Source organism: uncultured Microbacterium sp., from assembly GCF_963528945.1.
Lineage (GTDB): Bacteria > Actinomycetota > Actinomycetes > Actinomycetales > Microbacteriaceae > Microbacterium.
This window is the reverse complement of the sequence record NZ_CAURWX010000003.1, coordinates 410,765-434,479: the sequence shown is the minus strand read 5'-3', so window position 1 is coordinate 434,479 and position 23,715 is coordinate 410,765. Positions and strand designations below refer to the sequence as shown.

21 protein-coding genes are annotated in these 23,715 nt (G+C 71.5%); 16 read left to right on the top strand and 5 right to left on the bottom strand.

From position 1 onward, the window contains the following. Positions 1–43 precede the first annotated feature (43 nt). The 3 genes from RWS82_RS11955 to otnK are packed head-to-tail and all read right to left on the bottom strand — an operon-like array spanning position 44 to position 2,747. Positions 44–847 (bottom strand): DeoR/GlpR family DNA-binding transcription regulator, encoded by an 804-nt coding sequence (locus RWS82_RS11955; protein ID WP_314650428.1) that lies wholly within the window; start codon positions 845–847, stop codon positions 44–46. 12 nt (positions 848–859) lie between these two features. Further along, positions 860–1,516 carry a class II aldolase/adducin family protein gene (locus RWS82_RS11950; protein WP_314650426.1) on the bottom strand — a complete coding sequence of 219 codons (657 nt, stop codon included), beginning with the start codon at positions 1,514–1,516 and terminating at the stop codon, positions 860–862. Next, positions 1,500–2,747, bottom strand: a complete 1,248-nt coding sequence (gene otnK, locus RWS82_RS11945) for a 3-oxo-tetronate kinase (protein WP_314650424.1) — start codon at positions 2,745–2,747, stop codon at positions 1,500–1,502. Before otnK ends, RWS82_RS11950 begins: the two co-directional genes overlap by 17 nt. 168 nt (positions 2,748–2,915) lie before the next feature. Between otnK and RWS82_RS11940 the strand changes: the two genes are divergently transcribed. From RWS82_RS11940 to RWS82_RS11885, 12 genes are all read left to right on the top strand, one after another. Then, a complete protein-coding gene (locus RWS82_RS11940) occupies positions 2,916–4,214 on the top strand; it encodes a homoserine dehydrogenase (protein ID WP_314650422.1) in 1,299 nt (432 codons plus the stop codon). Continuing rightward, on the top strand, positions 4,211–5,191 hold the full coding sequence (locus RWS82_RS11935; protein WP_314650421.1) for an amidohydrolase family protein: 981 nt from the start codon (positions 4,211–4,213) through the stop codon (positions 5,189–5,191). Before RWS82_RS11940 ends, RWS82_RS11935 begins: the two co-directional genes overlap by 4 nt. Before the next feature lie 43 nt (positions 5,192–5,234). Next, on the top strand, positions 5,235–6,530 hold the full coding sequence (locus RWS82_RS11930; RefSeq protein WP_314650420.1) for an MFS transporter: 1,296 nt from the start codon (positions 5,235–5,237) through the stop codon (positions 6,528–6,530). Continuing rightward, the gene (locus RWS82_RS11925; RefSeq protein WP_314650418.1) at positions 6,523–7,443 is read left to right on the top strand and encodes an amidohydrolase family protein; all 921 of its coding nucleotides are present in this window, start codon (positions 6,523–6,525) and stop codon (positions 7,441–7,443) included. The genes RWS82_RS11930 and RWS82_RS11925 overlap by 8 nt, the downstream gene beginning before the upstream one ends. Before the next feature lie 67 nt (positions 7,444–7,510). Then, positions 7,511–8,821, top strand: coding sequence for an MFS transporter (locus RWS82_RS11920; protein ID WP_314650417.1), 1,311 nt, complete (start codon positions 7,511–7,513; stop codon positions 8,819–8,821). A gap of 286 nt (positions 8,822–9,107) precedes the next feature. Further along, complete coding sequence (gene solA, locus RWS82_RS11915) at positions 9,108–10,235, top strand: N-methyl-L-tryptophan oxidase (protein WP_314650415.1); 1,128 nt, start codon at positions 9,108–9,110, stop codon at positions 10,233–10,235. A 217-nt stretch (positions 10,236–10,452) separates the two neighbouring features. Continuing rightward, entirely contained in the window at positions 10,453–11,403 is a 951-nt protein-coding gene (locus RWS82_RS11910) for an ABC transporter permease (protein WP_314650413.1), read from the top strand. Next, positions 11,400–12,359 (top strand): ABC transporter permease, encoded by a 960-nt coding sequence (locus RWS82_RS11905; protein ID WP_314650411.1) that lies wholly within the window; start codon positions 11,400–11,402, stop codon positions 12,357–12,359. Before RWS82_RS11910 ends, RWS82_RS11905 begins: the two co-directional genes overlap by 4 nt. Before the next feature lie 3 nt (positions 12,360–12,362). After that, positions 12,363–13,937 carry an ABC transporter substrate-binding protein gene (locus tag RWS82_RS11900; RefSeq protein ID WP_314650409.1) on the top strand — a complete coding sequence of 525 codons (1,575 nt, stop codon included), beginning with the start codon at positions 12,363–12,365 and terminating at the stop codon, positions 13,935–13,937. Positions 13,938–14,016: 79 nt separating this feature from the next. Beyond that, positions 14,017–14,886 carry an ABC transporter ATP-binding protein gene (locus RWS82_RS11895; RefSeq protein ID WP_314650407.1) on the top strand — a complete coding sequence of 290 codons (870 nt, stop codon included), beginning with the start codon at positions 14,017–14,019 and terminating at the stop codon, positions 14,884–14,886. Next, positions 14,883–15,680 (top strand): ATP-binding cassette domain-containing protein, encoded by a 798-nt coding sequence (locus RWS82_RS11890; protein WP_314650405.1) that lies wholly within the window; start codon positions 14,883–14,885, stop codon positions 15,678–15,680. The genes RWS82_RS11895 and RWS82_RS11890 overlap by 4 nt, the downstream gene beginning before the upstream one ends. Positions 15,681–15,712: 32 nt before the next feature. Beyond that, a complete protein-coding gene (locus RWS82_RS11885; protein ID WP_314650403.1) occupies positions 15,713–16,138 on the top strand; it encodes a cupin domain-containing protein in 426 nt (141 codons plus the stop codon). A 132-nt stretch (positions 16,139–16,270) separates the two neighbouring features. Here the strand turns inward: RWS82_RS11885 and RWS82_RS11880 are convergent, their stop codons facing one another. After that, complete coding sequence (locus RWS82_RS11880) at positions 16,271–18,232, bottom strand: GAF domain-containing protein (protein ID WP_314650401.1); 1,962 nt, start codon at positions 18,230–18,232, stop codon at positions 16,271–16,273. 36 nt (positions 18,233–18,268) lie between these two features. After that, the gene (locus tag RWS82_RS11875) at positions 18,269–19,117 is read right to left on the bottom strand and encodes an alpha/beta hydrolase (protein ID WP_314650399.1); all 849 of its coding nucleotides are present in this window, start codon (positions 19,115–19,117) and stop codon (positions 18,269–18,271) included. Between the two features lie 208 nt (positions 19,118–19,325). Between RWS82_RS11875 and RWS82_RS11870 the strand changes: the two genes are divergently transcribed. The 4 genes from RWS82_RS11870 to RWS82_RS11855 are packed head-to-tail and all read left to right on the top strand — an operon-like array spanning position 19,326 to position 23,666. Further along, a complete protein-coding gene (locus RWS82_RS11870) occupies positions 19,326–20,606 on the top strand; it encodes a hydroxymethylglutaryl-CoA reductase, degradative (RefSeq protein WP_314650397.1) in 1,281 nt (426 codons plus the stop codon). Further along, positions 20,603–21,580: a hydroxymethylglutaryl-CoA lyase gene (locus tag RWS82_RS11865; RefSeq protein ID WP_314650395.1), complete on the top strand. Its 978-nt coding sequence runs from the start codon at positions 20,603–20,605 to the stop codon at positions 21,578–21,580. Before RWS82_RS11870 ends, RWS82_RS11865 begins: the two co-directional genes overlap by 4 nt. Further along, positions 21,577–22,806: a CoA transferase gene (locus tag RWS82_RS11860; protein WP_314650393.1), complete on the top strand. Its 1,230-nt coding sequence runs from the start codon at positions 21,577–21,579 to the stop codon at positions 22,804–22,806. Before RWS82_RS11865 ends, RWS82_RS11860 begins: the two co-directional genes overlap by 4 nt. Next, positions 22,803–23,666 carry a MaoC family dehydratase N-terminal domain-containing protein gene (locus RWS82_RS11855; protein ID WP_314650392.1) on the top strand — a complete coding sequence of 288 codons (864 nt, stop codon included), beginning with the start codon at positions 22,803–22,805 and terminating at the stop codon, positions 23,664–23,666. Before RWS82_RS11860 ends, RWS82_RS11855 begins: the two co-directional genes overlap by 4 nt. Positions 23,667–23,715: the final 49 nt, after the last annotated feature.

Genomic DNA, 23,715 nt, shown 5'->3' with positions numbered 1-23,715 from the left:
ACTCGCCCGGCGGGTCACCTGCCGACCGAACCCGCCGTCGCGGTCAGGACCCGGGGGTGCGGACCACGGAGACCCCGCGTTCCTCGATGCCCGCCGCCGTGGCGTCGCTGAGCCCGGCATCCGTGATGATCATGTCGAGATCGCCCAGGTCGAGCACGCGATACCGCCCGAACGTGCCGTACTTCGAGCTGCCCGCGACGAGCACCGACTCGCTCGCGCTCTCGAGCGCCGCGATCTTCGGCGCGATCTTCGACTCGGTGGGGGTGGTGACACCGCGGCGCAGGTCCCACGACGAGGAGGAGAGGAAGGCGATGTCGATCGACAGCTCGTGCAGGGTGAGCGCCGCGAGCCGTCCCGTCGTCGACTGGTTGGCCTTCTCGACCCGGCCGCCGATCGCGATGAGGTCGGCGGAGGGGTGGTCGAGGAACGCCGCGATGATGGCGAGGTCGTTCGTCACCACCGTGAGGTCGTGCACGCGCTCGAGGTGCGGCCGCATCGCCTGGATCGTGGTTCCCGCGTCGAGGTAGATCGTCATCGACTCGGTCACGAGGGAGGCCGCGTGACGTGCCATCCCGTCCTTCTCCGCGACGTCCTGCCGCGCCTTCTCGAATCGCGACGGCTCGGCGACCAGGCGGGAGGCGATCTTGGCGCCGCCCGGGGTGGCGAGCACGCGGCCCGCTTCTTCGAGCGTGGCGATGTCGCGACGGATGGTCATGTGGCTCACGCCGAGCAGTCCGGTGAGCTGGCGGTAGCTCAGCACGCCCTCGCGGCGCAGGTGCTTGACGATCAGTTCGCGCCGCTGCTCGGGGATGAGCGGCGTGGTGGCGGCGTCGTCGGCGGGGGTCATGTCGTCGTCAGCCTAGCGAACGAGCGCGGAGTCCTCGGTCCAGGGCGTGCCCCAGCGGTCGGCGAGGGTGCGCACGTCCGCGGGGGGAAGGAGGCGGCGCGGGCGGCCGTCGGTAAGGAGGGCGATGCGGCAGGCCTCTTCGAGTTCGATCGCCGCCTCGACGGCGGCATCCGGTCCGGATGCCGACACGATCTGCCCGTGGTTGGCGAGCAGCGCGGCGTGGAACGGGTGATCGAGGGCGAGCACCTGCACGGCCAGGTCGGGGTCGCCGGGCACGCGGAAGGGGACGAGAGGCGTCTGCCCCACCCGCATGACGAAGTAGGGGGTGAGGGGCGGGATGGCGCTCTGCGCCGACCACGGCTCGAGGCAGCTCGCCGCCACGGCGAACGGGGAGTGCAGATGCACGACCGCGGTGTGCGCCGGGTTCTTGGCGTAGAACGCGAGGTGCAGGCTCACCTCCTTCGACGGCTTCGCCCCGCGGAGCGCCTCGCCGTCGGCGGTCACGACCGCGACGTCGTGCGCGGTCAGGCGCCCGAGGTCGGTTCCGGTGCCGGTCATGTAGACGACGTCGTCGACGCGGATGCTGACGTTTCCGCTGCTGCCGGGGCTGATGCCGGCGGCGGCGAGGCGGGCGCCGGCCGCGATGAGGGCGTCAGTGGGAGTGGTCATCGAGCGCCCTCCAGGCGGTGGTGAACATGTCGTCGGCGCCGAAGTTGCCCGACTTGAGTGCGATGGTGACGGGGCCGTGCGCGGAGTCCGCCGCGCTCCAGCACACGCCGGGCGCGATGCGGGGGCCGATCCAGAGGCGGCGGATGCCGAGGCGCTGCACGACCGCCCCCGAGGTCTCGCCGCCGGCGATGATGACCTGGCGCACGCCGAGCCGGTCGACGGCCCCGTCGACGATCGCCGAGAGGACGTCTTCGATCCGTCCGGAGACGGTGTTGCCACTGGGGTCGCGGCGCACGTCGTCGAGCGAGCCCACGGTGTAGATCAGGGGCACCTCGCCGGGGTCGAGAGTCTCGATCCAGCGCAGTGCGTCGTCGGCGACCTGCGCCGGATCGATCGCGATGCGGTCGATGTCGAGCTTGCGCGTGGGCAGGCTCTGCGCGGCGTGCGCGATCTGGGTGCGGGTCTTCGCCGAGGCGCTACCGCAGACGATCAGACGGCGGCCCGGGGTGACCTCGATCTCGGAGAGGGTGTCGGGGCGCGGTCCGGTCATGCCCAGGGCGAGACCGGCCCCGCCCGACACGATGCGCCAGTCGGAGACGGCCGTGGCGATGGTCTCGAGGTCGGCGTCGGTGAGGGCATCGATGACCGTGTACCCGGCGGGCCTCTCGTCGAGGGTGCGGCGTAGGGCGGAGGGGCCGGCCCACACCGCATCGGCCCCGACCTCGCGGATCTCGCGCGCGGTCTGCGGCGCGAGGAGGTCGCGCAAGCGGGACTGCGTCATGGGGGTGAGCGGATGCTGTCGCATCGGGGATTCCTCGAGCAGGTCGTCGCCGACGAACAGGCGCCCGCGGTAGACGGTGCGGCCGTTGTCGGGGAAGGCCGGGACGACGATCGTCCGGGTCTCGCCGAGTTCGTCGAGTACGGCGTCGAGGACCGGTCCGATGTTCCCCTGCGGTGTGGAGTCGAAGGTCGAGCAGTACTTCACGTAGTACCGGCGGGAATCCAGCGCCTCCAGCGCCTGGACCGCCCGTACCGTCTGCGCCACCGCGTCCGACACCGGGGCCGTGCGGGTCTTGAGTGCGACGACCACGGCATCCGCATCGCCGAGCTCCGCCGGGTCGAGGGGGGCGTCTTCGATGGAGACGACCGCGCGGAATCCACGCTGACGCAGCGCGATGGCGAGATCCGTCGCGCCGGTGAAGTCGTCGGCGACTGCGCCGATCTCGATCACGGGTCCTCCTCGGGAAAGTGTCCGCCCATTTGACCACGTGTGAATCGATGTGAACAAATTTGAGAAATCTGTACGGGTGTGGCACAGTGAGCGAGGCCCGCGGCAGACCCGCTCCGTCGGCCATCGCAACGACGCACGGAACGTCCCGTGCAGAGGGGACCACCGACGATGACCCGCACTCCCATCCGCATCGCCCTCACCGGCGCGCGCGGAGGTTTCGGCCGCACGTTCCTCTCGCAGCTCCGCTCCATCGACCGCATGACGGCGACGCAGCTCGTCGACCCCGACGTCGACGGCGTGCGCGCGCTGATCGCCGACCTCGGCGGGCTCCCCGACGCCGAACCGATCGCCGGGCACCACGACGTGCGCTGGGACGAGATCGACGTGCTCGTCGAGGCATCGGGCCGCGTGGAGGCGGGCTACCGCTACGCCGCCGAGGCCATCGAGCGCGGCATCCACGTCGTCATGGTGAGCAAGGAGATCGAGAGCGTCGCCGGCGTCTCGCTCGCCCGCGCCGCCCGTGCGAAGGGTGTCGGCTACCTCCCCGGCGACGGCGATCAGCCGGCCAACCTCCTGCGCCTGCTCGATTGGGTCGAACGCGTGGGTCTCGAGGTCGTCGCACTCGGCAAGTCGGGGGAGTACGACCTCGTCTTCGACCCCGCCACCGGCGTGCTCGAGCAGCAGGGCGAGCGGATCGATGCGTCCGCCCTCGCCGACCACCTCTTCCTCGGCGACGACATCGCGGCGACGCTCGCCGCCCGGGCATCCGTCGTCGCACCCCTCAAGCGCGCCGCCGCCGCCGACTCGTGCGAGATGGCCGTCGTGTCGCTGTACTCGGGCGCCACCGCCGACGTCGAGCGGATGCACTACCCGGTCGCCCGCCCGAGCGAACTCGCCGACATCTACGCCCGACGCGCCGACGGCGGGATCATCGGCACCGACCGCTCGGTCGATGTGTTCTCGGCCCTGCGCCTGCCGGGTGAGACGAGCTTCGCCGGGGGCGTGTTCGCGATCGTCACCACCGGTGACCCCGAGACGTGGGACCTGCTCGCCGGCAAGGGCCATGTCGTCTCGCGCTCGGGCCGCTACGCCTGCATCTACTGGCCCTACCACTTCATGGGCGTCGAGACCCCGCTCACGGTCGACGCACTCGTCGACGGCACCTCGACCTTCGCCGAACCGCGCCACCACACGGTGCTCGCCGCCCGGGCCGCCCGCGCACTGACGGCCGGTGCGACGTTCGAGGTGCGCGGTCATCACCACGAGATCGACGGCGTCGCACCGGTCATCGTCGATCGCGACGAGGCCGATTCCGGCGACGATGACGCCCTCGTCGCGGCTTACTATCTGCTCTCGGGCGCACGCCTCGCCCGCGACGTCGCGGAGGGTGAGCTCATCCGCGTGTCCGACCTCGAAGGCGTCCCCGCGGACGTGCGGGCCGCCTTCGTCGAGGGCGTGCGGCTGTGAGCGTCGAGACCGCCCGCCGGATCCAGGACGTACGTCTGCCCGAGGGCTACGACCTGCGCATCGTCGACGCGCATCACCACTTCTGGGACCTCGAGGGCCACGGCCACTGGCCGTGGATCCAGGACGAGTACAACGAGCAGTTCTTCCTCGGGGACTACAACGCCATGCGCCGCACGTTCCTGCCGCGCGAATACCTCGCCGAGACCGCGGGCTGGAACATCCTGGGCACCGTGCACTGCGAGGCCGAGCGCAGCCGCGCGGAGCAGGTCGCGGAGGACGACTTCCTGCAGCAGCTCAGCGACGCGACCGCCGGACGCTTCCCGATCGCCGCCGTGGCGCACGTCGGCTTCCTCCAGCCCGACCGCGACGCCGTGCTCGCCGCCCACGCGGCGCGACCGATCGTGCGCGGCATCCGGTCGAAGCCCGTCATCGCCCCACATGCGGGAGAGCGGGCGACCGGACCCGGCACCCTGCACGACCCGGCGTGGGTCGAGGGCGTCGCCGCTCTCGCCACGCACGGCCTCTCGTGGGACTTGCGCGTGCCGTACCACCACCTCGCCGAGGCGGCCGACGTGCTCGCCGACTTCCCCGACCTGCCCGTGGTGATCAACCACTGCGGTCTGCCGCTGGATCGCAGCCCCGAGGGACTGCGCGTCTGGCGCGCCGGGATGGAACGCCTCGCCGACCTTCCCCGCACGTCGGTGAAGGTCTCGGAGCTGGGACTCCACCCGAACCGGTGGGACCGCGCCTCGAACGAGCACGTCGTGCGCGAGACCCTCGCCATCTTCGGCGCGGGTCGCTCGCTGTTCGCCTCCAACCTCCCGGTCGCCACCCTGACCGCGCCCGACTTCGACGAGGTGATGGACACGATCCTCACCGGCGCCGCCGGCCTCGACGCGACGGGGTTGGACGCCCTCTTCCACGGCACCGCCGCACGCGTGTACGGCCTCGACCTCTCCCTGCTCCCGCCGCGCTGACGCCCGGCCCACCCCGCATCCGCTTCGACCCCGAGGATCATCGATGACCACCCTCGAACAGGGCACCGCCGCCCGCACCGCACGCCCCACGAAGATCCGCTGGTGGGTCATCGTGGTGCTCTTCGTCTTCTACACGATCAACTGCATCGACCGTGCATCGCTCTCGGTCGCCCTGCCCACGATCAGCGCGGAGTTCCTTCTGGAGCCCGCCGTGCAGGGCATCATCCTGTCGGCGTTCTTCTGGACCTACTGCCTCTTCCAGATCCCGGGCGGCGCGGCCGCCGACCGCTTCGGTCCGCGGCGGGTCATCGGCGTCGCCGCCGTGATCTGGGGCTCGTTCACCGCGCTGGCCGGCCTTGCGGTGAACGCCGTGATGCTCGTGCTCAGCCGCCTGGGCCTCGGCGCCTTCGAGGCGCCGTACATGCCCTCCGCCAACAAGCTGGTGACCCGTTGGCTCCCCGCCCAGCACCGCTCGACCGGCGTCACGCTCATCGACTCCGGTGCGCCTCTGGGCTCGGCGCTGGGCGCCCTCGTCGTCACCGGTCTCATCACCGCCACCGGCTCCTGGCGCTGGTCGTTCATCATCATCGGCGTCGCGACCGTCGTGATCGGCATCGGGGTCGCGCTGTTCATCCGCAACCACCCGACCGAGCATCCGCTCGTCAACCGCGCCGAGGAGACGCTCATCGCCTCGGGCAGCACCGAGGAGCGCCCGCAGGCCGAGGCCCCCGGAATGAGCCGCGCGACGGTGTTCTGGATGGTCGTCGGCCGCATCGGCTGGGCGATGGTGTTCTGGGGCCTGGTCACCTGGGGGCCGACGTACCTGTCGCAGGCGCGCGGGCTCGACCTCTCGGCCATGGGCTTCGCGACCTTCCTCATCTTCCTGTGCGGTGCCGCCGGCGAGATCCTCAGCGGCATCCTCGCCGACGCGCTGCAGAAGCGCATGACCCCGAACCGCGCCTTCAAGCTGCTGTTCGGTGGATCGGGCGCCCTCAGCCTGCTGGCCCTCGCGGCGCTGCCCTTCGTCAGCGACGCCGGGACGGCCGTGACGCTGCTGTGCATCGGGGTCTTCTTCAACCTCTTCGGCGGCCTGTACTGGACGATCCCCGGTCGCCTCGCGAAGCCCGAGCGCGTGGGAGTCGTCGGCGGCGTCATGAACTTCGCCGGCACGTCCGCCGGCATCGTCGTGCCGATCGTCGCGGGTCTGCTCGTGCAGTTCACGGGCGGCTACACGGCCGTGCTGATCTACCTCGCGGTGTGCGCCGCGATCTACCTGATCGGCTCGCTCTCGATCGACTTCGAGGGTCGGGGAGTGCGCAAGGCGGCGGTGCATGCCTGACCTCTACGACGGACCCATCGTCGACGCGCACCACCACGTGTGGGACCTGTCGCTCGGTCGCCACCCCTGGCTCGCCCCTGAGGGTCGTGTCGCCCACCGTTACGGCGACTACGCGCCGATCAAGCACGACTACCTCCCGGCCGACTACCGGCGCGACATCGGCGGCACCGGCATCGTCGCCTCGGTCTACATGGAGGCCGAGTGGACGCCCGGCGACGGGCTCGCCGAGGTCGCGGTCGTCGAGCGGTATCGAGAGCAGACCGGCGTGCCCGGCGCGATGGTCGCGCAGGCGTGGCTGGATGCTCCGGATGCGGGAGAGCAGCTGGCGGCCCTCGCTGCCGTGCCCGCGGTGAAGAGCGTGCGGCACAAGCCCGGCGGTGCGACGTCGCCGGCCGAGGGAGAGGCCGGAGTGCGATCGCTCCTCTCGGATGAGGCCTGGCGCGCGGGTTACGGCCGGCTCGCCGACCACGGGCTGCACTTCGACCTGCAGACGCCGTGGTGGAACCTCGGCGAGGCCCGCGGGCTCGCCGACGACTTCCCCTCCACGACCCTCGTCATCGACCATGCGGGCGTGCTCGCGTCGCGCGACGCCGAGACTGTGGCGGCCTGGCGCGCGGCGCTCGCGCACGTGGCCGAGGCGCCGAACGTCGTGATCAAGGCATCCGGCCTGTGCGTCGCGGGAACGCCCTGGACGGTCGACGCGAACCGCGGACCGATCCTCGACCTCGTCGACGTCTTCGGTGCCGACCGGGTCATGTTCGGCAGCAACTTCCCGGTCGACGGCATGTTCGTGACCCTGCCCGACCTCGTGGACGGCTACCGCGAGATCCTCGCCGACCTCGACCCCGCCGCCCAGCGCGCCGTGTTCCACGACACGGCGCAGCGCGTCTACGCGCCGCAGCCGCTCGGTTGAGCATCCGCCCCGCTCTCCCGCCCTACTACTCCCCACCCGACCCGACCCGATTCGACGAAGGACCCCCATGACCACCGTCAACGACGACAAGCTGTTCCGGAAGGTGATGCTGCGCGTGCTCCCGCTCGCGATGCTCGGCTTCTTCCTCTCGTACCTCGACCGCGTGAACATCGGCTACGCGCAGGCCACCATGAGCGCCGACCTCGGCTTCTCGAACGTGGTCTACGGGCTCGGCGCCGGCCTGTTCTTCATCGGGTACTTCCTCTTCGAGATCCCGTCGAACCTGATCCTCGCGAAGGTCGGTGCGCGCAAGTGGATCGCGCGCATCATGATCACCTGGGGCCTCATCTCCGGCCTCATGTTCATCGTCGACAGCGAGTGGATGTTCTACCTGCTGCGCTTCCTGCTGGGTGTCGCCGAGGCCGGCTTCATCCCGGGCATCCTCTTCTACATGGCGCACTGGTTCCCGGCCAGCCGTCGCGGACGCGCCTGGGGCATCTTCTACATCGCGCTCGCCTCGTCGGGCCTGATCGGCGGCCCCGTTTCGGGCTTCATCCTCAGCGGCATGGACGGGGTCTGGGGTCACACCGGCTGGCAGTGGCTGTTCGTGATCGAGGCCATCCCCACCGTGCTGCTCGGTGTCGTCGTGCTGTTCTTCCTGCAGGAGGACTACCGCAAGGTCGGCTGGCTCACCGAGCCGGAGCGCGACCGCCTCGGCACGCTCCTCGCCGCCGAGCGCGTCGACGAGGCCGAGACGCCGCTGCGCAAGGTGTTCACGAGCAAGCTCATCTGGCTGCTCACGGCCGTGTACTTCTCGTACAACTTCGCGCTCTACGGCATCAGCTTCTGGCTGCCGACGCTCATCGGCGACCTCGGCATCACCGACGCCGTGCAGGTCGGGTTCCTCAGTGCGCTGCCGAGCCTCGCCGCGATCGTCTCGATGGTGACGTTCGGCTACCTGTCGGACCGGGCGGGGGAGCGGCGGAAGTTCATCGCCGCGGCCTTCCTGCTCAGCGCCTCGGGCTTCGCGATCTGCATCATCGCCGGCACCGACCCGGTGTGGGGCATCATCGGCCTCTGCCTCGCGAACGCGGGCGCCCTGTCGATCCCGGCGATCTTCTGGAGCTTCCAGACCTCGATGCTCGCGGGCACCGCCCTCGCCGGCGGGATCGCGTTGATCAACTCGACCGGCAACCTCGCCGGGTTCGCGGCGCCGTACCTCATCGGCTTCGTGAAGGACACGACCGGCGTCGCGACCGTGGCGCTCTACATCACCGGCGGCATCATGATCGTCGGGGCGATCCTCACCATGACCGTGCGGCAGCACCGCGCCGTCGCGTCTGCCGAGGATCTGCCATCGGAGCTGGTCTCGAAGTAGTCCCCCGCTACGCGCCCTCCCGGGCCGAGACCGGGCGAACCCCCGCAGACCCCCGGTCTGCGGGGGTTTCGTCGTGCCCGGCGGCAGCGTGCGCGGACCCCGGGGAAACGCGGGGGAAACACGCGGGGGAGGGTGGGCGTCACACGGGACGGGCCGCGCGTATGCGGGGCACATTCGACCCGCGACAACGTGGACGATCGCCCCATAGTGGGGTCGCGCGCGTGCGCCCCACACTGAACGACAACAGCCCGGCCGCCCGTGCCGGACGCGTGAGAGACGGAGCATCATGGAGTCGTTCGAGGTCGCAGTCGTCGGGATGGGAGCGCTCGGCAGCGCCGCCACCTACCACCTGGCCCGTCGCGGAGCGAAGGTGGTGGCGCTCGAGCAGTTCGAGCTCGGCCACGTGCGGGGCGCCTCGCACGACACCTCCCGCATCGTGCGGACCTCGTACGGATCGAGCGCCTACGTGCGCCTCGCGCAGTCGGCGTACCGCGACTGGGCCGACCTCGAGGCCGAGTCGGGCGAGCGGCTGCTCACCATCACCGGCGGCGTCATCATGCTTCCCGTCGACGGTCCGTACTCGGCATCCGACTTCACCGAGGCCCTCACCGAGTGCGACGTCGCGCACGAGCTGCTCACCCCTGCCGAGGTCATGGCCCGCTGGCCGCAGCTGCGCGTGCCCGAGAACGTCGAGACGGTCTACACCGCCGACACCGGCATCGCCCACGCCTCCCGCACGGTCGCGACCCTGCAGATGCGGGCGCGGGTGCACGGTGCAGACATCCGCGACCGCACCCCCGTCGAGGCCGTGATCCCCGACGGCGACGGCGTGATCGTGCGCACGGCGAACGGCGACATCCGCGCCGGAAAGGTGATCCTCGCGACGGATGCCTGGACCAACACGCTCCTCGAGCCGCTGGGCGCCACCATCCCGCTCGACATCATGCAGGAGCAGGTCACCTACTTCCGCCCCGCCGAGCCCGAGCAGTACGACCGCTCCGTGTTCCCGGTGTGGATCTGGGAGGACGACGAGTGCTACTACGGCTTCCCCACGTTCGGCGAGCCGTCGATCAAGGCCGCGCGCGACGTGTCGGAGAACCGCATGACGCCCGCGGAGCGGTCGTTCGTGCCCTCGCCCGAGCTCGTCGACCAGCTCGCCGGCTTCCTCCACGACGTCATCCCGGGGGCGGGCCCCGAGCTGCGCACGGTCACCTGCCAGTACGCGCTCACCAAGGACCGCCGCTTCGTGCTCGGCGCGCTGCCGCAGCATCCCGACATCATCGTCGGCCTGGCCGCCGGGCACGGCTTCAAGTTCACCCCGGCGCTGGGGCGCGTGCTCGCCGAGCTCGCGCTCGACGGCGTCTCGACCGACGACCTCACGGAGTTCGCGGCCGCCGACGCGATGGCCGTCTGACCCCGGCGCGCGGCGGAGACCCGACCGCCGCGCGCCCGCTCCCCGACCCTGCTATGGAGGATCCGCCCACCATGCGACCGTTCCCCTGGGATGCCGCGCCATACGACCCGCGTCGTGCGCTCAGTAGCGTGACCGCCATGTCATCGACGACACCCTCCGTCCACGGACCCCGCACGCCCGCGGCCGACCGCGATGCGCTCCGGGGGGTGACGCGACCGTGACCCGCTACATCGTGCAGCGCATCCTGTCGTCGCTGTTCGTGCTCTTCATCCTCTCGGTGCTCGTGTTCTCGATGGTGCGGATCATCCCCGGCGACCCGCTCGCCGCCTTCGTCGATCCGGCCAACCCCGACCCGGCCAAGCTGGCGGCTCTCCGCGCCGACCTCGGCCTCGACCAGCCGTGGATCACCCAGTACCTCAGCTGGCTGCTCGGCGTCGTGCAGGGCGACTTCGGCCGAGCCATCACCCTGCCCGGCGAGGTGTCGGCGCTCATCGCCACGCGCCTGCCGCTCAGCCTCACACTCGCGATCATGGCGACGGTGTTCGGCACGGTCATCGGCATCCCCGCCGGCGTGCTCGCCGCCACCCGGTGGCGCCGCGCTCCCGACCCCCTCGTGCGCGGCTTCTCGTTCGTGCTGCTGGCCACGCCGCCGTTCGTGCTCGGCACGGTGCTGATCCTCGTCAACTCGCTCACGCTGCGCCTGCCGCTCGTCGGCTACTCGGGCGCCGCGAACGACCCGCTGCGGGCGATCGGCGTGCTCATCCTGCCCGCTCTGCTCATCGGCATCGTGCTCGCGGCGATCGTGGCCCGGTACACGCGGGGTACCCTGCTCGACACGCTCGGCCAGGACTTCGTGCGCACGGCCAGGGCGAAGGGCGCATCTCCCGCGCGACTCGTCGGCCGCCACGCCCTGCGCAACGCGCTCATCCCCGTGACCACGGTCATCGGCATCGAGCTCGCGGCGCTGGTGGGCGGCACGGTCGTGATCGAGGCGGTGTTCTCGCTCCCTGGCATGGGGTCGCTGCTGCTCACGGGCATCCGCTCGTCGGACTACCCGATCATCCAGGCGACCGTGCTGCTCATCGGTCTCGTCTACGTCGTGATCAACTTCGTCGTCGACCTGCTCTATCCGCTGATCGATCCCCGAGTGAGGGTGCACACACGATGACCGTCACCAGAGAACTCGCCCTCGCGAAGGTCGCGGGCAGCCGCCCCCGTCGCCGCCGGTTCGGTCCGGCGTTCTGGAGCGGCGCCGGCATCCTCGTCGTGCTCCTCGCCGTCGCGGGATGGATGACCCTGTCGCCGCTGCACGACCCGTTCGTCGCGTCGGGACCCGCCCTCGCGGCACCCAGCCTCGACCACCCGCTCGGTACAGACAACCTCGGTCGCGACACGTTCACCCGCCTGGCCCTCGCGGCCCGCACCAGCCTCGTCATCTCGGGAGCCGCCGCGCTGCTCGGGGCCGTGATCGGCACCTTCTTCGGCCTCATCGCGGGGTACGTGGGCGGGTGGGTCGACTCGGTGATCATGCGCATCGTCGACGCCATCCTCGCCCTGCCGGCGATCCTCGTCGCGCTGGTCGTGGGCGTCGTCATCGGCAACGGACCGTGGCCGCTCATCCTCGCCCTCGGCCTCGTGTTCGCCCCCGGCTTCGCCCGGGTGATGCGGGCCCCCGTGATCGCCCTCCGCGAGCGGGACTTCGTGCTCGCCGCCACACTGAGCGGCGTGCGACCGGCGCGCGTGATCGTCGAGCACCTGCTGCCCAACGTGCTCACCCCGCTGTTCGTGCAGTTCGCCTCGGTGGCCTCGCAGGTGGTGCTCATCGAGGCGGCCCTCAGCTACCTCGGCCAAGGCGTGCAGGCGCCCGAACCGTCCGCGGGCCGCATGATCAGCGAGTTCACCCGCTTCATGCAGCTGCAGCCGCTGCTGATCATCCTCCCGTCGCTCGTCATCATCCTGCTGTCGGCGGCCTGGAACCTCCTCGCCGACGGCATGCAGGACTACCTCGCCCCGCGCCGCGAGCCCGCTTTCTCGCTCGGCCGACGCCCCCGGCGCGCCGCGACCGCCGCACCGGCATCCCCCGACCGCACCATCACATCCACGCAGCACACCCGAACGGAGTAGGCCATGAACAGACGACACTGGGCAGGGGTCGCGGCACTCGCCGCCGCGACGCTCGCCATCGCCGGATGCACGTCCGGCGGCGGTACCGGCACCGGCGGAGAGGACGCAGGAGACCCGGTCGCCGGCGGCACCCTCACGTGGGGCGTTCCCGCCGAGCCCTCCGCCGGCGGCGTCGACCCGATGGTGGCCTCGGCCATCGCCGCCGAGGTCATCTACTCGATGGCCTACGACACCCTCCTCACCCGCGACGACGACGGCACCATCGAGCCCGCCCTCGCCACCGAGTGGGAGCAGACCGACGACACCACCTGGGTGTTCCAGCTGCGCGACGACGTGACCTTCGCCGACGGCACGCCCTTCGACGCCGGCGACGTCGTGTACTCGTTCCAGACGCGCAAAGACGGCGGCACCAACGCCACCTACCTGAGCCTCATGGAGAGCGTCGAGGCGACGGGCGACCACGAGGTGACCTTCCACTTCAGCGCGCCGGACGGCACGTTCCTCGACGCCGTCTCTGCTCGGCAGACCTTCCTCATCGTCAGCGAGGAGGCCTACGGCAACGCCACCGAGGAGGAGCGTCAGACCACGAGCGTCGGCACCGGCGCCTACCAGGTGACCGAGTGGAACCAGGGCGTCTCGGTGACGATGGAGAAGAACCCGAACTACTGGGGCGACGAGCCCTACATCGACACGATCGTCTTCGAGCTGTACCCCGACGAGAACACCCTCCTCGCCGCCGTGCAGCAGGGCAGCGTGCAGGCCGCGTCATTCATCGACGGCAGCCTCGCGCAGCAGGCGGCGTCGTCGGGCTTCACGCTCGGTGAGGCGGCGTTCCGCCAGAACCTCGCCGTGTACATCAACCCCGAGTCGGGTCCGCTCGCCGACGTCGACGTGCGTCGTGCGTTCTCCCTCGCCCTCGACCGCCAGGCGCTCGTCGACACGGCCATGCTCGGCAACGCCGGCATCTCGTTCGTGCCGCCGGCGGGCGACCCCGGCGCGACCGACGCGACGAAGCTGCCGTACCACGAGCGCGACGTCGACGAGGCGAAGCGCCTGCTGAAGGAGGCCGGTCAGCCGAACCCCGAGATCACCCTCAGCTACATGGGCGACGTTGCGGCGGCGCACCACCCGGTCTACGAGATGATGCAGCAGCAGCTGGCCGAGGCGGGCATCACGCTCAACCTCCAGGCCACGCCCCTCGCCGAGATCTCGCCGATCTTCACCACGGGCGAGTCGTGGACCGACCTCGTCGCCATCCCCGGCAGCCCGCGCGCGTCGGCGGCGTTCTACCTCGAGCCCGTGCTGCTCGAGGGCGGCGTCTACAACCACTGGGACGGCAACCCCGACGCCGAGAAGGCGCGCGAACTGCTGAAGCAGGCGAAGTCGGCCACCTCGCCCGAGGAGTACACCGACCTGGTCGCCCAGCTCGCGGAGGAGGCCGCCGACAAGGCGCTCGAGTTCGTGCCGGCCGCGGTGCCCGTGTACTTCGAGGTCTGGGACAGCAACAAGCTGCACGACTACGAGAACGACGCGTTCTACGCACGCTCGGCGCTCGACCACGCCTGGCTGACGCAGTGACGCCCCTCCCCGGCGCCTCCACCCGGAGGCGCCGGGGCCACCCCTCCCTCCTTCCTCACCGAACAGAAGCGAGAAGCGCATGACCGACGCCACCGACGCCCTGCGCGTCGACGACCTCAGCATCGCCTACGGCACCGCCCCACCCTCGGTCTCCGGCGTCTCGCTGCGCGTGCGCAAAGGCGAGATCGTCGGCGTGATCGGCGAATCCGGCAGCGGCAAGTCGAGCATCGCGCTCGCCATGATGGGGCTGCTGCCCGACTCGGCCCGCGTGACCGCGAATCGTATCGAGATCGCCGGAGCCGACATGAACGACGCCACCGAGCGCGACTGGGCCCGGGTGCGCGGCGTGAAGGCCTCGATGGTCTTCCAGGAGCCGATGTCGGCCCTCAACCCGTGCATGCGCATCGGCGCCCAGATCGCCGAGGTGCTGCAGATCCACGGCGCGGCCGACAAGAAGCGGGCGCGAGCGCGGGCGCTCGAGATCCTGCGGCTCGTGCAGATGCCCGACGCCGAGAAGCGCCTCGACTACTACCCCCACCAGCTCTCGGGCGGTCAGCGGCAGCGCGTCGTGATCGCGATCGCCGTCGCCGCCGGCCCCGACCTGCTCGTCGCCGACGAACCCACCACGGCCCTCGACGTCACGGTGCAGGCGCAGATCCTCGACCTCATCCGCAGCCTCCGCGACGAGACCGGCATGGGCGTGCTCTTCATCAGCCATGACCTCGGCGTGATCGGTCAGCTCTGCGAACGCGTCGCCGTGATGTACCGCGGACGCGTGGTCGAGTCGGGGTCGGCCAGACGCGTGCTCGACGACCCGCGGCATCCGTACACCCGCGCGTTGCTCGAGAGCATCCCGCGTCCGTCGGTGCCGGTGCGCTCGCCGCTGGCCGTCATCCCCGCGATCAACGACTTCGCCGAGGTGCCCGCCGAGCTCGAGGAGGCCTCATGACCACCATCGCTCCCGCCGCCCTGCCGGACGATGTCCTGCGCGTGAAGAACGTCACCCAGCGGTTCGGACACGGCGACAACGCCATGACGGCCCTCGACGACGTGAGCCTGACCGTTCCCCGGGGCGAGACGCTCGGCCTCGTCGGCGAATCGGGGTCGGGCAAGAGCACGCTCGCCCGCGCCATCCTGCTCATGCGCGCGCCGACCGCCGGTTCGATCGAGTTCGACGGCGTCGATGTGACCGGTCTGCGCGGCAGCGCCCTGCGCCGGCACCGCCGCCGGGTGCAGATGGTGTTCCAAGACCCGAACGACTCGCTCGACCCCCGCTTCACGGTCGCCCGCTCGATCGCGGAACCGCTCGTCGCCGCGGGCATCGCTCAGAAAGAGCGACGGCGCCGCATCGCCGACTCGCTCGACCGCGTGGGGCTGCCGATGGACGCCGCCGGCCGCTACCCCCACGAGTTCTCGGGCGGTCAGCGCCAGCGCATCGCGATCGCCCGCGCCATGGCCGCGGAACCCGAGTTCGTGGTGCTCGACGAACCCACGTCGGCGCTCGACGTGTCGGTGCAGGCGCAGGTGCTCAACCTGCTCGTGCAGCTGCAGAAAGACACGGGCGTGACGTACCTCTTCATCACCCACAACCTCTCGGTCGTGCACCACATCGCCCACCGGGTGGCCGTGATGCACCAGGGGCGCGTGGTGGAGGAGGGCACGGGCGAGCAGGTCATGAACGCACCGCAGCACGCGTACACGCAGAAGCTGCTCGAATCGATGCCGGTGCTGTACCGGAGTTGAGCTCTCGTCGAGGGCGATCAGGGGGGATAAACGTGCGCGTGCAGAGGCGGGGCGACGACAGCCACGACTGGGAGCTGTACCACGGCGAGGGCCGCATCGGCATCGAGTGGTACTTCCGGCAGACGACCGCGCTGCCGACGTCGGTCATGCTCTACCGGCTCGAGCCCGGGGCGGAGGAGGGGCAGCACCACCACCTCGACGGCGATCCCACGAGCTGCTCGCCGAACAGCTCCGACGAGCTGTACGTGGTCACGCGCGGCGAGGTCGTGATCACGGCGGGCGACGACCGCCGCACGCTCGGGGTCGGCGATGCGTTCTACGCCCCGGAGGGCCTGCGGCACGGGGTGCGGAACGAGTCGGATGCCGTCGCCGAACTCGTGCTGATCTTCGGGCCGCGCGGCCCCCATCCCTTCCCGCAGACCGGGGTCGAGCAGTTCGACGCGGAGGCGGAGCGGTAGGTCGGTGCGTTCCCCCCCCGGTCCCGCACAACTTCGGAGATTCGACGCGGCGCGCCGGGACGAAGCGCCATCCGCCGGGGTGTCGACGCGCAACTCCGAAGTTATTCGCGCCCCAGGAGCTGCGTGGAGGCGCTAGGCGACGGGGCGCTGGAGACGCTCGCGCAGCTCGTCGAGGCGCACGGCGATGCCGATGCGGAACATGCGCTCGTCGTCGCGCCAGCCGGCACCGAGCACGTGGTCGAGGCGGTCGAGGCGCTGCAGGATCGTGTTCGTGTGGAAGTTGAGGGCGCGGGCCGTGCGGGTGGGGCTGGCGTTGTGGCGCACGAAGGCCCGCAGCGTGCCGAGCAGGTCGGCGTTGCGGTCGGCGTCGTACTGGCGCACCGCGCCGATCGTGTCGCGCAGGAACGCCGACAGCCCCTGCGCGTCGGTGTCGAGCACCGCGGAGTAGGGGAGGAAGTCCTCGACCCTGGCGGTGAGGTCGTCGACCTCGAGGGCGGCGAGCAGACGCGCGGTGCGGCGAGCGGCGAGGAACGCCTCGGGAAGACGTCCCGGCGGGGGCACGACGACGGTCACCGCATCCTGCACCGCCGCGGCGACCTGCGTGCGCAGACGCTCGACGTCGAGGTCGCCGCGCGACCCGGCGATCGCCGCCACGACCACGCCGCGGTACTCGCCCACGAGCGAGCGCTCGTCGAGCAGCCGCACCAGGGCGCGGGCCGCGGGCGTCTGCAGTTCGCCGGGCACCGCGAGCAGCAGCAGTGCGTCGAGCGCGTCGAGGTCGACGCCGAGGCGCCGTGCGCGTCGCTCGACGTCGGACCGCCGCTCGGGCACGTCGTCGAGCAGGTCGGCGACGAGCTCGCTGCGAACACGGTGGTCGGCCCCGGATGCCGCCTCCTGCTGCAGCTCGAGGAGCGCGCCGACCTGGGCGGCGCGCTCGACGGTGCGCAGGTCGACCGAGCCGAGGTCGAACCCGCCGTCGCCGAGCAGGATCGCGCCGAAGTGGCGGCTGCCCGCGGTGAGCGCGGCGACCGCGTGCACCCCCGACCCGGGCACCGACACGCAGTGCCCGCTCCGGCGGCTCTCGGCGAGGGCGGCCCGCACGGTCTCGTCGAGCGCCAGCATGCCGGGGGCCAACGGTAGGCCCGCCGCGGCGATCACGTTCTCCTGCGCGTCGATGATCGCGACCGCGCGGCCGAGCGCCGAGGCGAGCGTCTCGGCGACGGGCCCGAAGCCGCCGCCCGCGAGCACCGCCTGCACGAGCTCCTGATGCACGGTGTTCGCGCGGTCGCGCTCGGTGAGGTGCGCCGTCAGGCTCTCGAGCGTGCGGCGGCTCGCATCCTCCGACTCGCGCAGGTCGCGGAGGGTCTGCGTGGTCTGCAGGATCACCGAGGCGTGGTCGGCGAGGGCCGAGAGCAGAGCCACCTCGTCGGGGGTGAAGCTCTTCGGTTCGCGGTTGCCGACGAAGAGCACGCCGAGCACGTCGTCGCTGCTGAGCATCGGCACGCCGAGCATCGACACCAGGCCCTCGGCCGACACGGCGTCGTCGATGCCGGTGTCGTGGCGGTCTTCGGCGTAGGCGGCGTAGTCGGCGACCCACTGCGCGGTGCGCGACTCGACCACGACGCTCGCGAGACCGCGACCCGGCGGCACGCGCAGCTGCTGGAACGAGGCACTGACCGACCCGCTGGTCTCCCGCACACGCAACTCCGAGGTGTCGGGATCGAATTCCGACAGATACGCGAGATCGACGCCCATCATCTCGCGGGCGCGCTGCACGAGGCGGGCGAGCACGGCGTCGCTGTCGCGCAGTTCGGCGAGTTCGCGGGCGCTCGAGAACAGGGCGGTCAGCTCGTGCTCCCGACGCCGCAGGCGCGACAGTTCGCGCTGGATGCGGGCGACCCGGTCGGCCAGGGCCGCAGCATCCGCCTCTCCGGCCTGCAGACGGCGCAGCGCCTCGCTCACGCCGGTCGGACCGACCGTCTCGGCGTCGTAGGCGGCGTCGAGCAGTGCGGCGATGGCGTCGTCGTACTCGGGCATCTTCGTCCCTTCGGGGGAGGACGGCGCCGACCGGCGCACGACTTCAGTGTCGGACATGCGAGACCCGGCTCTCAAATTCACCGGGGCGGATGCTCAGAGCCGCGCGTCCGCCCGGGCGGCGGTGCGCAGGAGGGCGGTGGCGAGGTCGGTCCACAGCTCGTGCGGGATGAGGTGGCCCATGTCGGGGTGCACCTGCAGCTCGGCGCCGGGGATGGCCTCGGCGATGTCGACCGCGGCGGCCCAGTGCAGCACGTCGTCGTCGCGGCCGTGGAAGACGAGGGTCGGCGCGGTCACGCGGCGCAGGGCGTCGAGCCGTTCCGGTGCGCGCATCAGCGCCGCCCACTGCCGCGAGAAGCCGGCGGGGTGATAGCCGCGGTCGTACGCCTCGCCGGCCGCGCGGCGGTGCCATTCCACCTGCGGGTCGAACCGGCCCGCAGGAGCGGCGGCGACGGCCGCGGCCGCGAAGGCCACCGCCTCGTCGCGGGTGATGCGCACGGGCGGCTGCAAGAGATCGGCGCGCTCGCCGTGCAGCACGTAGCGCTGCGACTGGCCGGGGATCGTCGACAGCAGGCCGAGGCTGAGCACGCGCTCCGGGTGCAGGATCGCGAGCATCTGCGCCATCATGCCGCCCATCGAGTGTCCGGCGATATGCGCCTGCTCGACGCCGAGGTCGTCGAGCACCCGCAGCACGTCGTCGGCCATGTGGGCGAGGTCGTAGCCGCCGTCGACGTCGTCGTCGCCGCCGAAGAGCTGCGAGAGCCCGGTGTCGCGGTTGTCGAAGCGCACGACCCGCAGCCCGCCGTCGGTGAGCAGACGGATGAACTCCTCGTCCCAGCTGAGCAGCTGCGCTCCACCGCCCGAGACGAGCACGAGCACGGGCGCCTGCTCGTCGCCGAAGACCTCGTAGTACAGGCGCACGTCGGCGGAATCGGTGAAGGGCATCGTGTCTCCTCGCACATCGGTTCGGGGTCGATCTCCGGGCGGTGCTGCGAGTCTAGGAGCGCCATCGTGCCGAAGTGATGTGTCGACCGCATACAGCGGGGCGCAGGTGATGAGTGTTTCATCCATCGTCGGCCCCGCGCAGCGCTCCTAGTGTCGTCGGTGACCACAGCGCCGAGGACCCGGCCGCTGTACCGAAGGAAGGTGGCCGATGCCGACCAACAGCCGAATCTCCGGACTGCGCGATCACACCCCCGAGGAGCGCCTGGCGCTCGTCGTCGAGGGCGCGGGACTCGACGCGGATGCCCTCGCGGCACTGCGCCCGGACGGCGGACTCTCGCTCGCCCAGGCCGACCACATGGTCGAGAACGTCGTGGGCGTGATCGGCGTGCCGGTCGGTGTCGCCACGAACTTCACGATCGACGGCACCGACCGCCTCGTGCCGATGGCGACCGAGGAGCCGAGCGTCGTCGCCGCGGCGTCGAACGCCGCCCGCATGGCGCGCGGCCACGGCGGCTTCACCACCTCGTACACGGGCGACGTGATGATCGCGCAGATCCAGGTGCTCGACGCGGGCGACCCGCACGGCACGCGATTCGCGATCCTCGAGGCGAAGGACGAGCTGCTGGCCCTCGCGAACGAGCAGGACCCGATGCTCGTCTCGCTCGGCGGCGGCGCGTTCGACCTCTCGGTGCGCGTGCTGCCCACCCGTGCCGGCACCCAGGTGATCGCGCATCTCCACGTCGACGTACGAGACGCGATGGGCGCCAACGCCGTCAACACGATGGCCGAAGCGATCGCCCCCCGCATCGCCGAGGTCGCCGGAGCGCGCACGCTGCTGCGCATCCTCACCAACAAGGCCGAGCTGCGCCTGACCCGGGCGCGCGCGGTGTTCGACGCCGAGCTGCTGGGCGGCCCGCAGGTCGTCGACGACATCGTGGCGGCCAGCGCCTTCGCCGAGGCCGACCCCTACCGGGCGGCCACCCACAACAAGGGCATCATGAACGGCATCACCGCGGTGGTGCTCGCCACGGGCAACGACACCCGGGCCGTCGAGTCGGGCTGCCACTCGCATGCGGCCCGCGCCGGCGGCTACACGGCCCTGTCGCAGTTCGAAAAGGATGCCGACGGCAACCTCGTGGGCACGCTGGAGGTGCCGCTCGCCGTCGGGCTCGTCGGCGGCGCAACGCGCGCGCACCCGACGGCGCAGGCCTCGGTGACGCTGCTCGGCGTCGAGACGGCCCGCGAGCTCGCGAGCGTCATCGCCGCGGTCGGTCTGGCGCAGAACCTCGCCGCCTGCCGTGCGCTCGCCGCCGAGGGCATCCAGCGCGGGCACATGACGCTGCACGCCCGCACCATCGCGGCATCGGCCGGTGCCGAGGTCGACGAGATCGGGGCGGTCGCCCAGCGCATCGTCGCCGACCGTCGCATCCGGGTGGAGTACGCCCGCGAGGTGCTGGCCGAGATCCGCGCCGGGGGAGCGGGCGCATGACCGCCCCGGCGCCCCGCGTCTTCCGCGAGGAGGGGCTGCCGTCGCGCGTCACCGTGTTCGAGGTCGGCCCGCGCGACGGGCTGCAGGCCGAGACCGACATCATCCCCGCGGCGGTCAAGGCGCAACTCGTGCGGCGCCTCTACGCCGCGGGCAGTCGCGACGTCGAGGTGACGAGCTTCGTGCCGCCGACGTGGATCCCGCAGCTCGCCGACGCCGAGCAGGTCGTCGCCTCGCTCGACGTGCCGGCGGGGGCCCGTGCCGTCGGACTGGTGCCGAACCTGCGCGGTCTGCAGCGCGCGCTCGACGCCGGCATCCGCGAGGTGTCCGTCGTGGTCAGCGCGACCGAGTCGTTCGCCCAGGCGAACCTCAACACCACCCGCGCCGGAGCCATCGATCGCGCCGTCGAGGTCATCCAGGCGGCCACCGCCCAGGGCATCCCCGTACGCGGCTACGTCTCGATGGCGTTCGGCGATCCGTGGGAGGGTCGCGTCGAGACCGACGCGGTCACGAGTGCCGCCCGCGCCCTCCACGAGGCGGGGGCGCGCACCGTCGCGATCAGCGACACGATCGGCGTCGCCACCCCGGGGCACACGACCGCGATCATCGACGAGACCCGCGCCGTCGGCATCCCGACCGACGCGATCGCCCTGCACCTGCACGACACGTACGGCCAGTCGCTCGCCAACGTGCACGCCGCCCTGCGACTGGGCGTCGCCGAGTTCGACGCGTCGGTCGGCGGGCTGGGGCGGTGCCCGTACGCGAAGGGCGCGACCGGTAATCTCGCGACAGAGGACCTGGTGTGGATGCTCCACGGCCTCGGTATCGAGACCGGCCTCGATCTCGAAGCCCTCGCCGCCACCACGCTCTGGCTCTCGCGCATCCGCAACGTGCGCCCCGCCTCGAACGTGGCCCGGGCGTTCGCCGCCGCAGGAATCGACACCCCCGACGCCGTCCAGGAGGTCACCCCCGCATGATCGACAGCACGCTCCCCGCCCCCGGTGCGCTCGCCGGCGTCACCGTCGTCGACCTCTCCCGGGTGCTCGCCGGGCCCTACGCCTCGCAGACGCTCGCCGACCTCGGCGCGACGGTCATCAAGGTCGAGAACCCGCGCGACCCCGACGTGTCGCGCGGGTTCCCGCCGTACCTCACCGACGGCGACGAGGAGTTCAGCGCGTACTACGCCCAGTACAACCGCGGCAAGCTCGGCGTGGGCATCGACCTCGCCACCGATGAGGGCAAGGAGGTGCTGAAAGACCTCGTGCGCGGCGCCGACATCCTCGTCGAGAACTTCCGCCCCGGCACGATGGAGAAGCTCGGCGTCGGCTACGAGGTGCTGCGCGAGATCAATCCGCGCCTCGTCTACACCGCCATCTCGGGGTACGGCCGCACCGGTTCGCGCAGCAAGCGCCCCGCCTTCGACAACACGGCGCAGGCCGCCGGCGGCATCTGGTCGATGAACGGCTATGCCGAGCATCCGCCCGTGCGCGTCGGCGTCACGATCGGCGACCTCTCGGCGACGCTGTTCGCGGTGATCGGGACCCTCGCCGCCCTGCGCCACGCCGAGGCGACCGGTGTCGGCCAGGTCGTCGACGTCGCCCAGGTCGACAGCATCGTGGCTCTCACCGAAACGGCCGTCGTCGACTACACGGTGACCGGGAAGGTCGCCTCGCCGCAGGGCAACGCCCACGCCTGGGTGCGGCCGTACGAGCTGTTCGACTGCGCCGACGGGCAGGTGTTCTTCGGCGCGTACACCGACAAGCTCTGGAACGCGAGCTGCGACCTGTTCGGCACGCCGGAGCACAAGGACGACCCCGAGATCGACACCATGCGCAAGCGGTTCGAGACCGACGTGTACGAGCGCCGCGTGAAGCCGATTGTCGCCGGATGGCTCGCCACCCGCACCAAGCAGGAGCTCGAAGACCTCGCCGGCGACGTCGTGCCCCTCACCGCGGTGAAGACCATCGGCGAGGTGGTCGAAGACCCCGGCACCGCCGAGCGCGACATGATCGTCGAGGCCGACTACGGCGACCTGGGCGTGCTGCGCATGTTCGGCCAGCCGATCAAGCTCTCCGAGACGCCGGCGACCCCGGCGCGCACGGCCAACCGCTTCGCGGAGCACGCCGACGAGGTGCTCGCCCGCTTCGCCGGGTACGACGCCGCCCGCATCGCCGAGCTGCGCGCCGCCGGAGCACTGCCGTGAGCATCGACGACGCCACGGCGGCCGTGGACGCGACGGCCCCGGCTCGCGTCGTGCGCACCGAACCGATCACGTCCGGCACAGTCGAGGCGTACCGCGGAACGTTCGCGGCCGCCGACCCGGCGCTCGCCGCGGGCGACGCGCTGCCGGCGGCGTGGGAGGGGGTCTTCTTCCCCTTCGCGGTGCCACTCGCCGACCTGCGCCCCGACGGCACGCCGGCGCGCGACGGCGTGGTGCCGGAGGTCGACCTGCCGCGGCGCATGTACGCGGGCGAGACCACCGAGTTCCTGCGGCCGATCCGCCTCGGCGACGCGGTCGAGCAGACCACCTCGCTCGGCGCGGTCGTCGAGAAGAACGGGTCGCGAGGCCGCCTGATGTTCGTCGACATCGCACGCGAGTACGCGGTGGACGGCGAGGTCGCGGTGCGCAGCGTGTGGCACGACGTGTTCCTCGAGGCGGCCGATCCGGATGCTCCGGTGCGCCCGCCGCGGCCCGTGCCTTCGATCGTGGCCGATGCCGACTGGGTCGAGGAGCTGACGCCGGACGCCCGGCAGCTGTTCCGTTTCTCGGCGCTCACCTTCAACACGCACCTCATCCACTACGACCGTGCCTGGGCGCGCGACGTCGAAGGGCTGCCCGACCTGCTCGTGCACGGACCGCTCACGCGCATTCTGCTCATGGACGCCGCCCGCCGTCACGCGCCGGAGCGCGTGGCCGCGCGACTCGACGTGCGCGCCATCGCCCCCGTGCTCGTCGACCGCCCGCTCCGGCTCGCCGGATCGGCGACCGACGACGGCGTGCGGGTGACCGCCGTCGACCCCGACGACGCCGTGCTCGCCACCGCAGACATCGTCTGGGCCTGAGGCCCGGCTCCCCGGAACATCCGCCCTCTTCCCGACCCGAACCGCCAGA

Excerpts from the sequence above, each read along its gene's own strand:
- RWS82_RS11930 (WP_314650420.1), top strand. The coding sequence starts at position 5,235 with ATGACCACCCTCGAACAGGGCACCGCCGCCCGCACCGCACGCCCCACG.
- RWS82_RS11920 (WP_314650417.1), top strand. The coding sequence starts at position 7,511 with ATGACCACCGTCAACGACGACAAGCTGTTCCGGAAGGTGATGCTGCGC.
- RWS82_RS11925 (WP_314650418.1), top strand. The coding sequence starts at position 6,523 with ATGCCTGACCTCTACGACGGACCCATCGTCGACGCGCACCACCACGTG.
- RWS82_RS11860 (WP_314650393.1), top strand. The coding sequence starts at position 21,577 with ATGATCGACAGCACGCTCCCCGCCCCCGGTGCGCTCGCCGGCGTCACC.
- solA (WP_314650415.1), top strand. The coding sequence starts at position 9,108 with ATGGAGTCGTTCGAGGTCGCAGTCGTCGGGATGGGAGCGCTCGGCAGC.
- RWS82_RS11875 (WP_314650399.1), bottom strand. The coding sequence starts at position 19,117 with ATGCCCTTCACCGATTCCGCCGACGTGCGCCTGTACTACGAGGTCTTC.
- RWS82_RS11950 (WP_314650426.1), bottom strand. The coding sequence starts at position 1,516 with ATGACCACTCCCACTGACGCCCTCATCGCGGCCGGCGCCCGCCTCGCC.
- RWS82_RS11955 (WP_314650428.1), bottom strand. The coding sequence starts at position 847 with ATGACCCCCGCCGACGACGCCGCCACCACGCCGCTCATCCCCGAGCAG.
- RWS82_RS11940 (WP_314650422.1), top strand. The coding sequence starts at position 2,916 with ATGACCCGCACTCCCATCCGCATCGCCCTCACCGGCGCGCGCGGAGGT.
- RWS82_RS11890 (WP_314650405.1), top strand. The coding sequence starts at position 14,883 with ATGACCACCATCGCTCCCGCCGCCCTGCCGGACGATGTCCTGCGCGTG.
- RWS82_RS11895 (WP_314650407.1), top strand. The coding sequence starts at position 14,017 with ATGACCGACGCCACCGACGCCCTGCGCGTCGACGACCTCAGCATCGCC.
- RWS82_RS11880 (WP_314650401.1), bottom strand. The coding sequence starts at position 18,232 with ATGTCCGACACTGAAGTCGTGCGCCGGTCGGCGCCGTCCTCCCCCGAA.
- RWS82_RS11865 (WP_314650395.1), top strand. The coding sequence starts at position 20,603 with ATGACCGCCCCGGCGCCCCGCGTCTTCCGCGAGGAGGGGCTGCCGTCG.
- RWS82_RS11870 (WP_314650397.1), top strand. The coding sequence starts at position 19,326 with ATGCCGACCAACAGCCGAATCTCCGGACTGCGCGATCACACCCCCGAG.
- RWS82_RS11900 (WP_314650409.1), top strand. The coding sequence starts at position 12,363 with ATGAACAGACGACACTGGGCAGGGGTCGCGGCACTCGCCGCCGCGACG.
- RWS82_RS11905 (WP_314650411.1), top strand. The coding sequence starts at position 11,400 with ATGACCGTCACCAGAGAACTCGCCCTCGCGAAGGTCGCGGGCAGCCGC.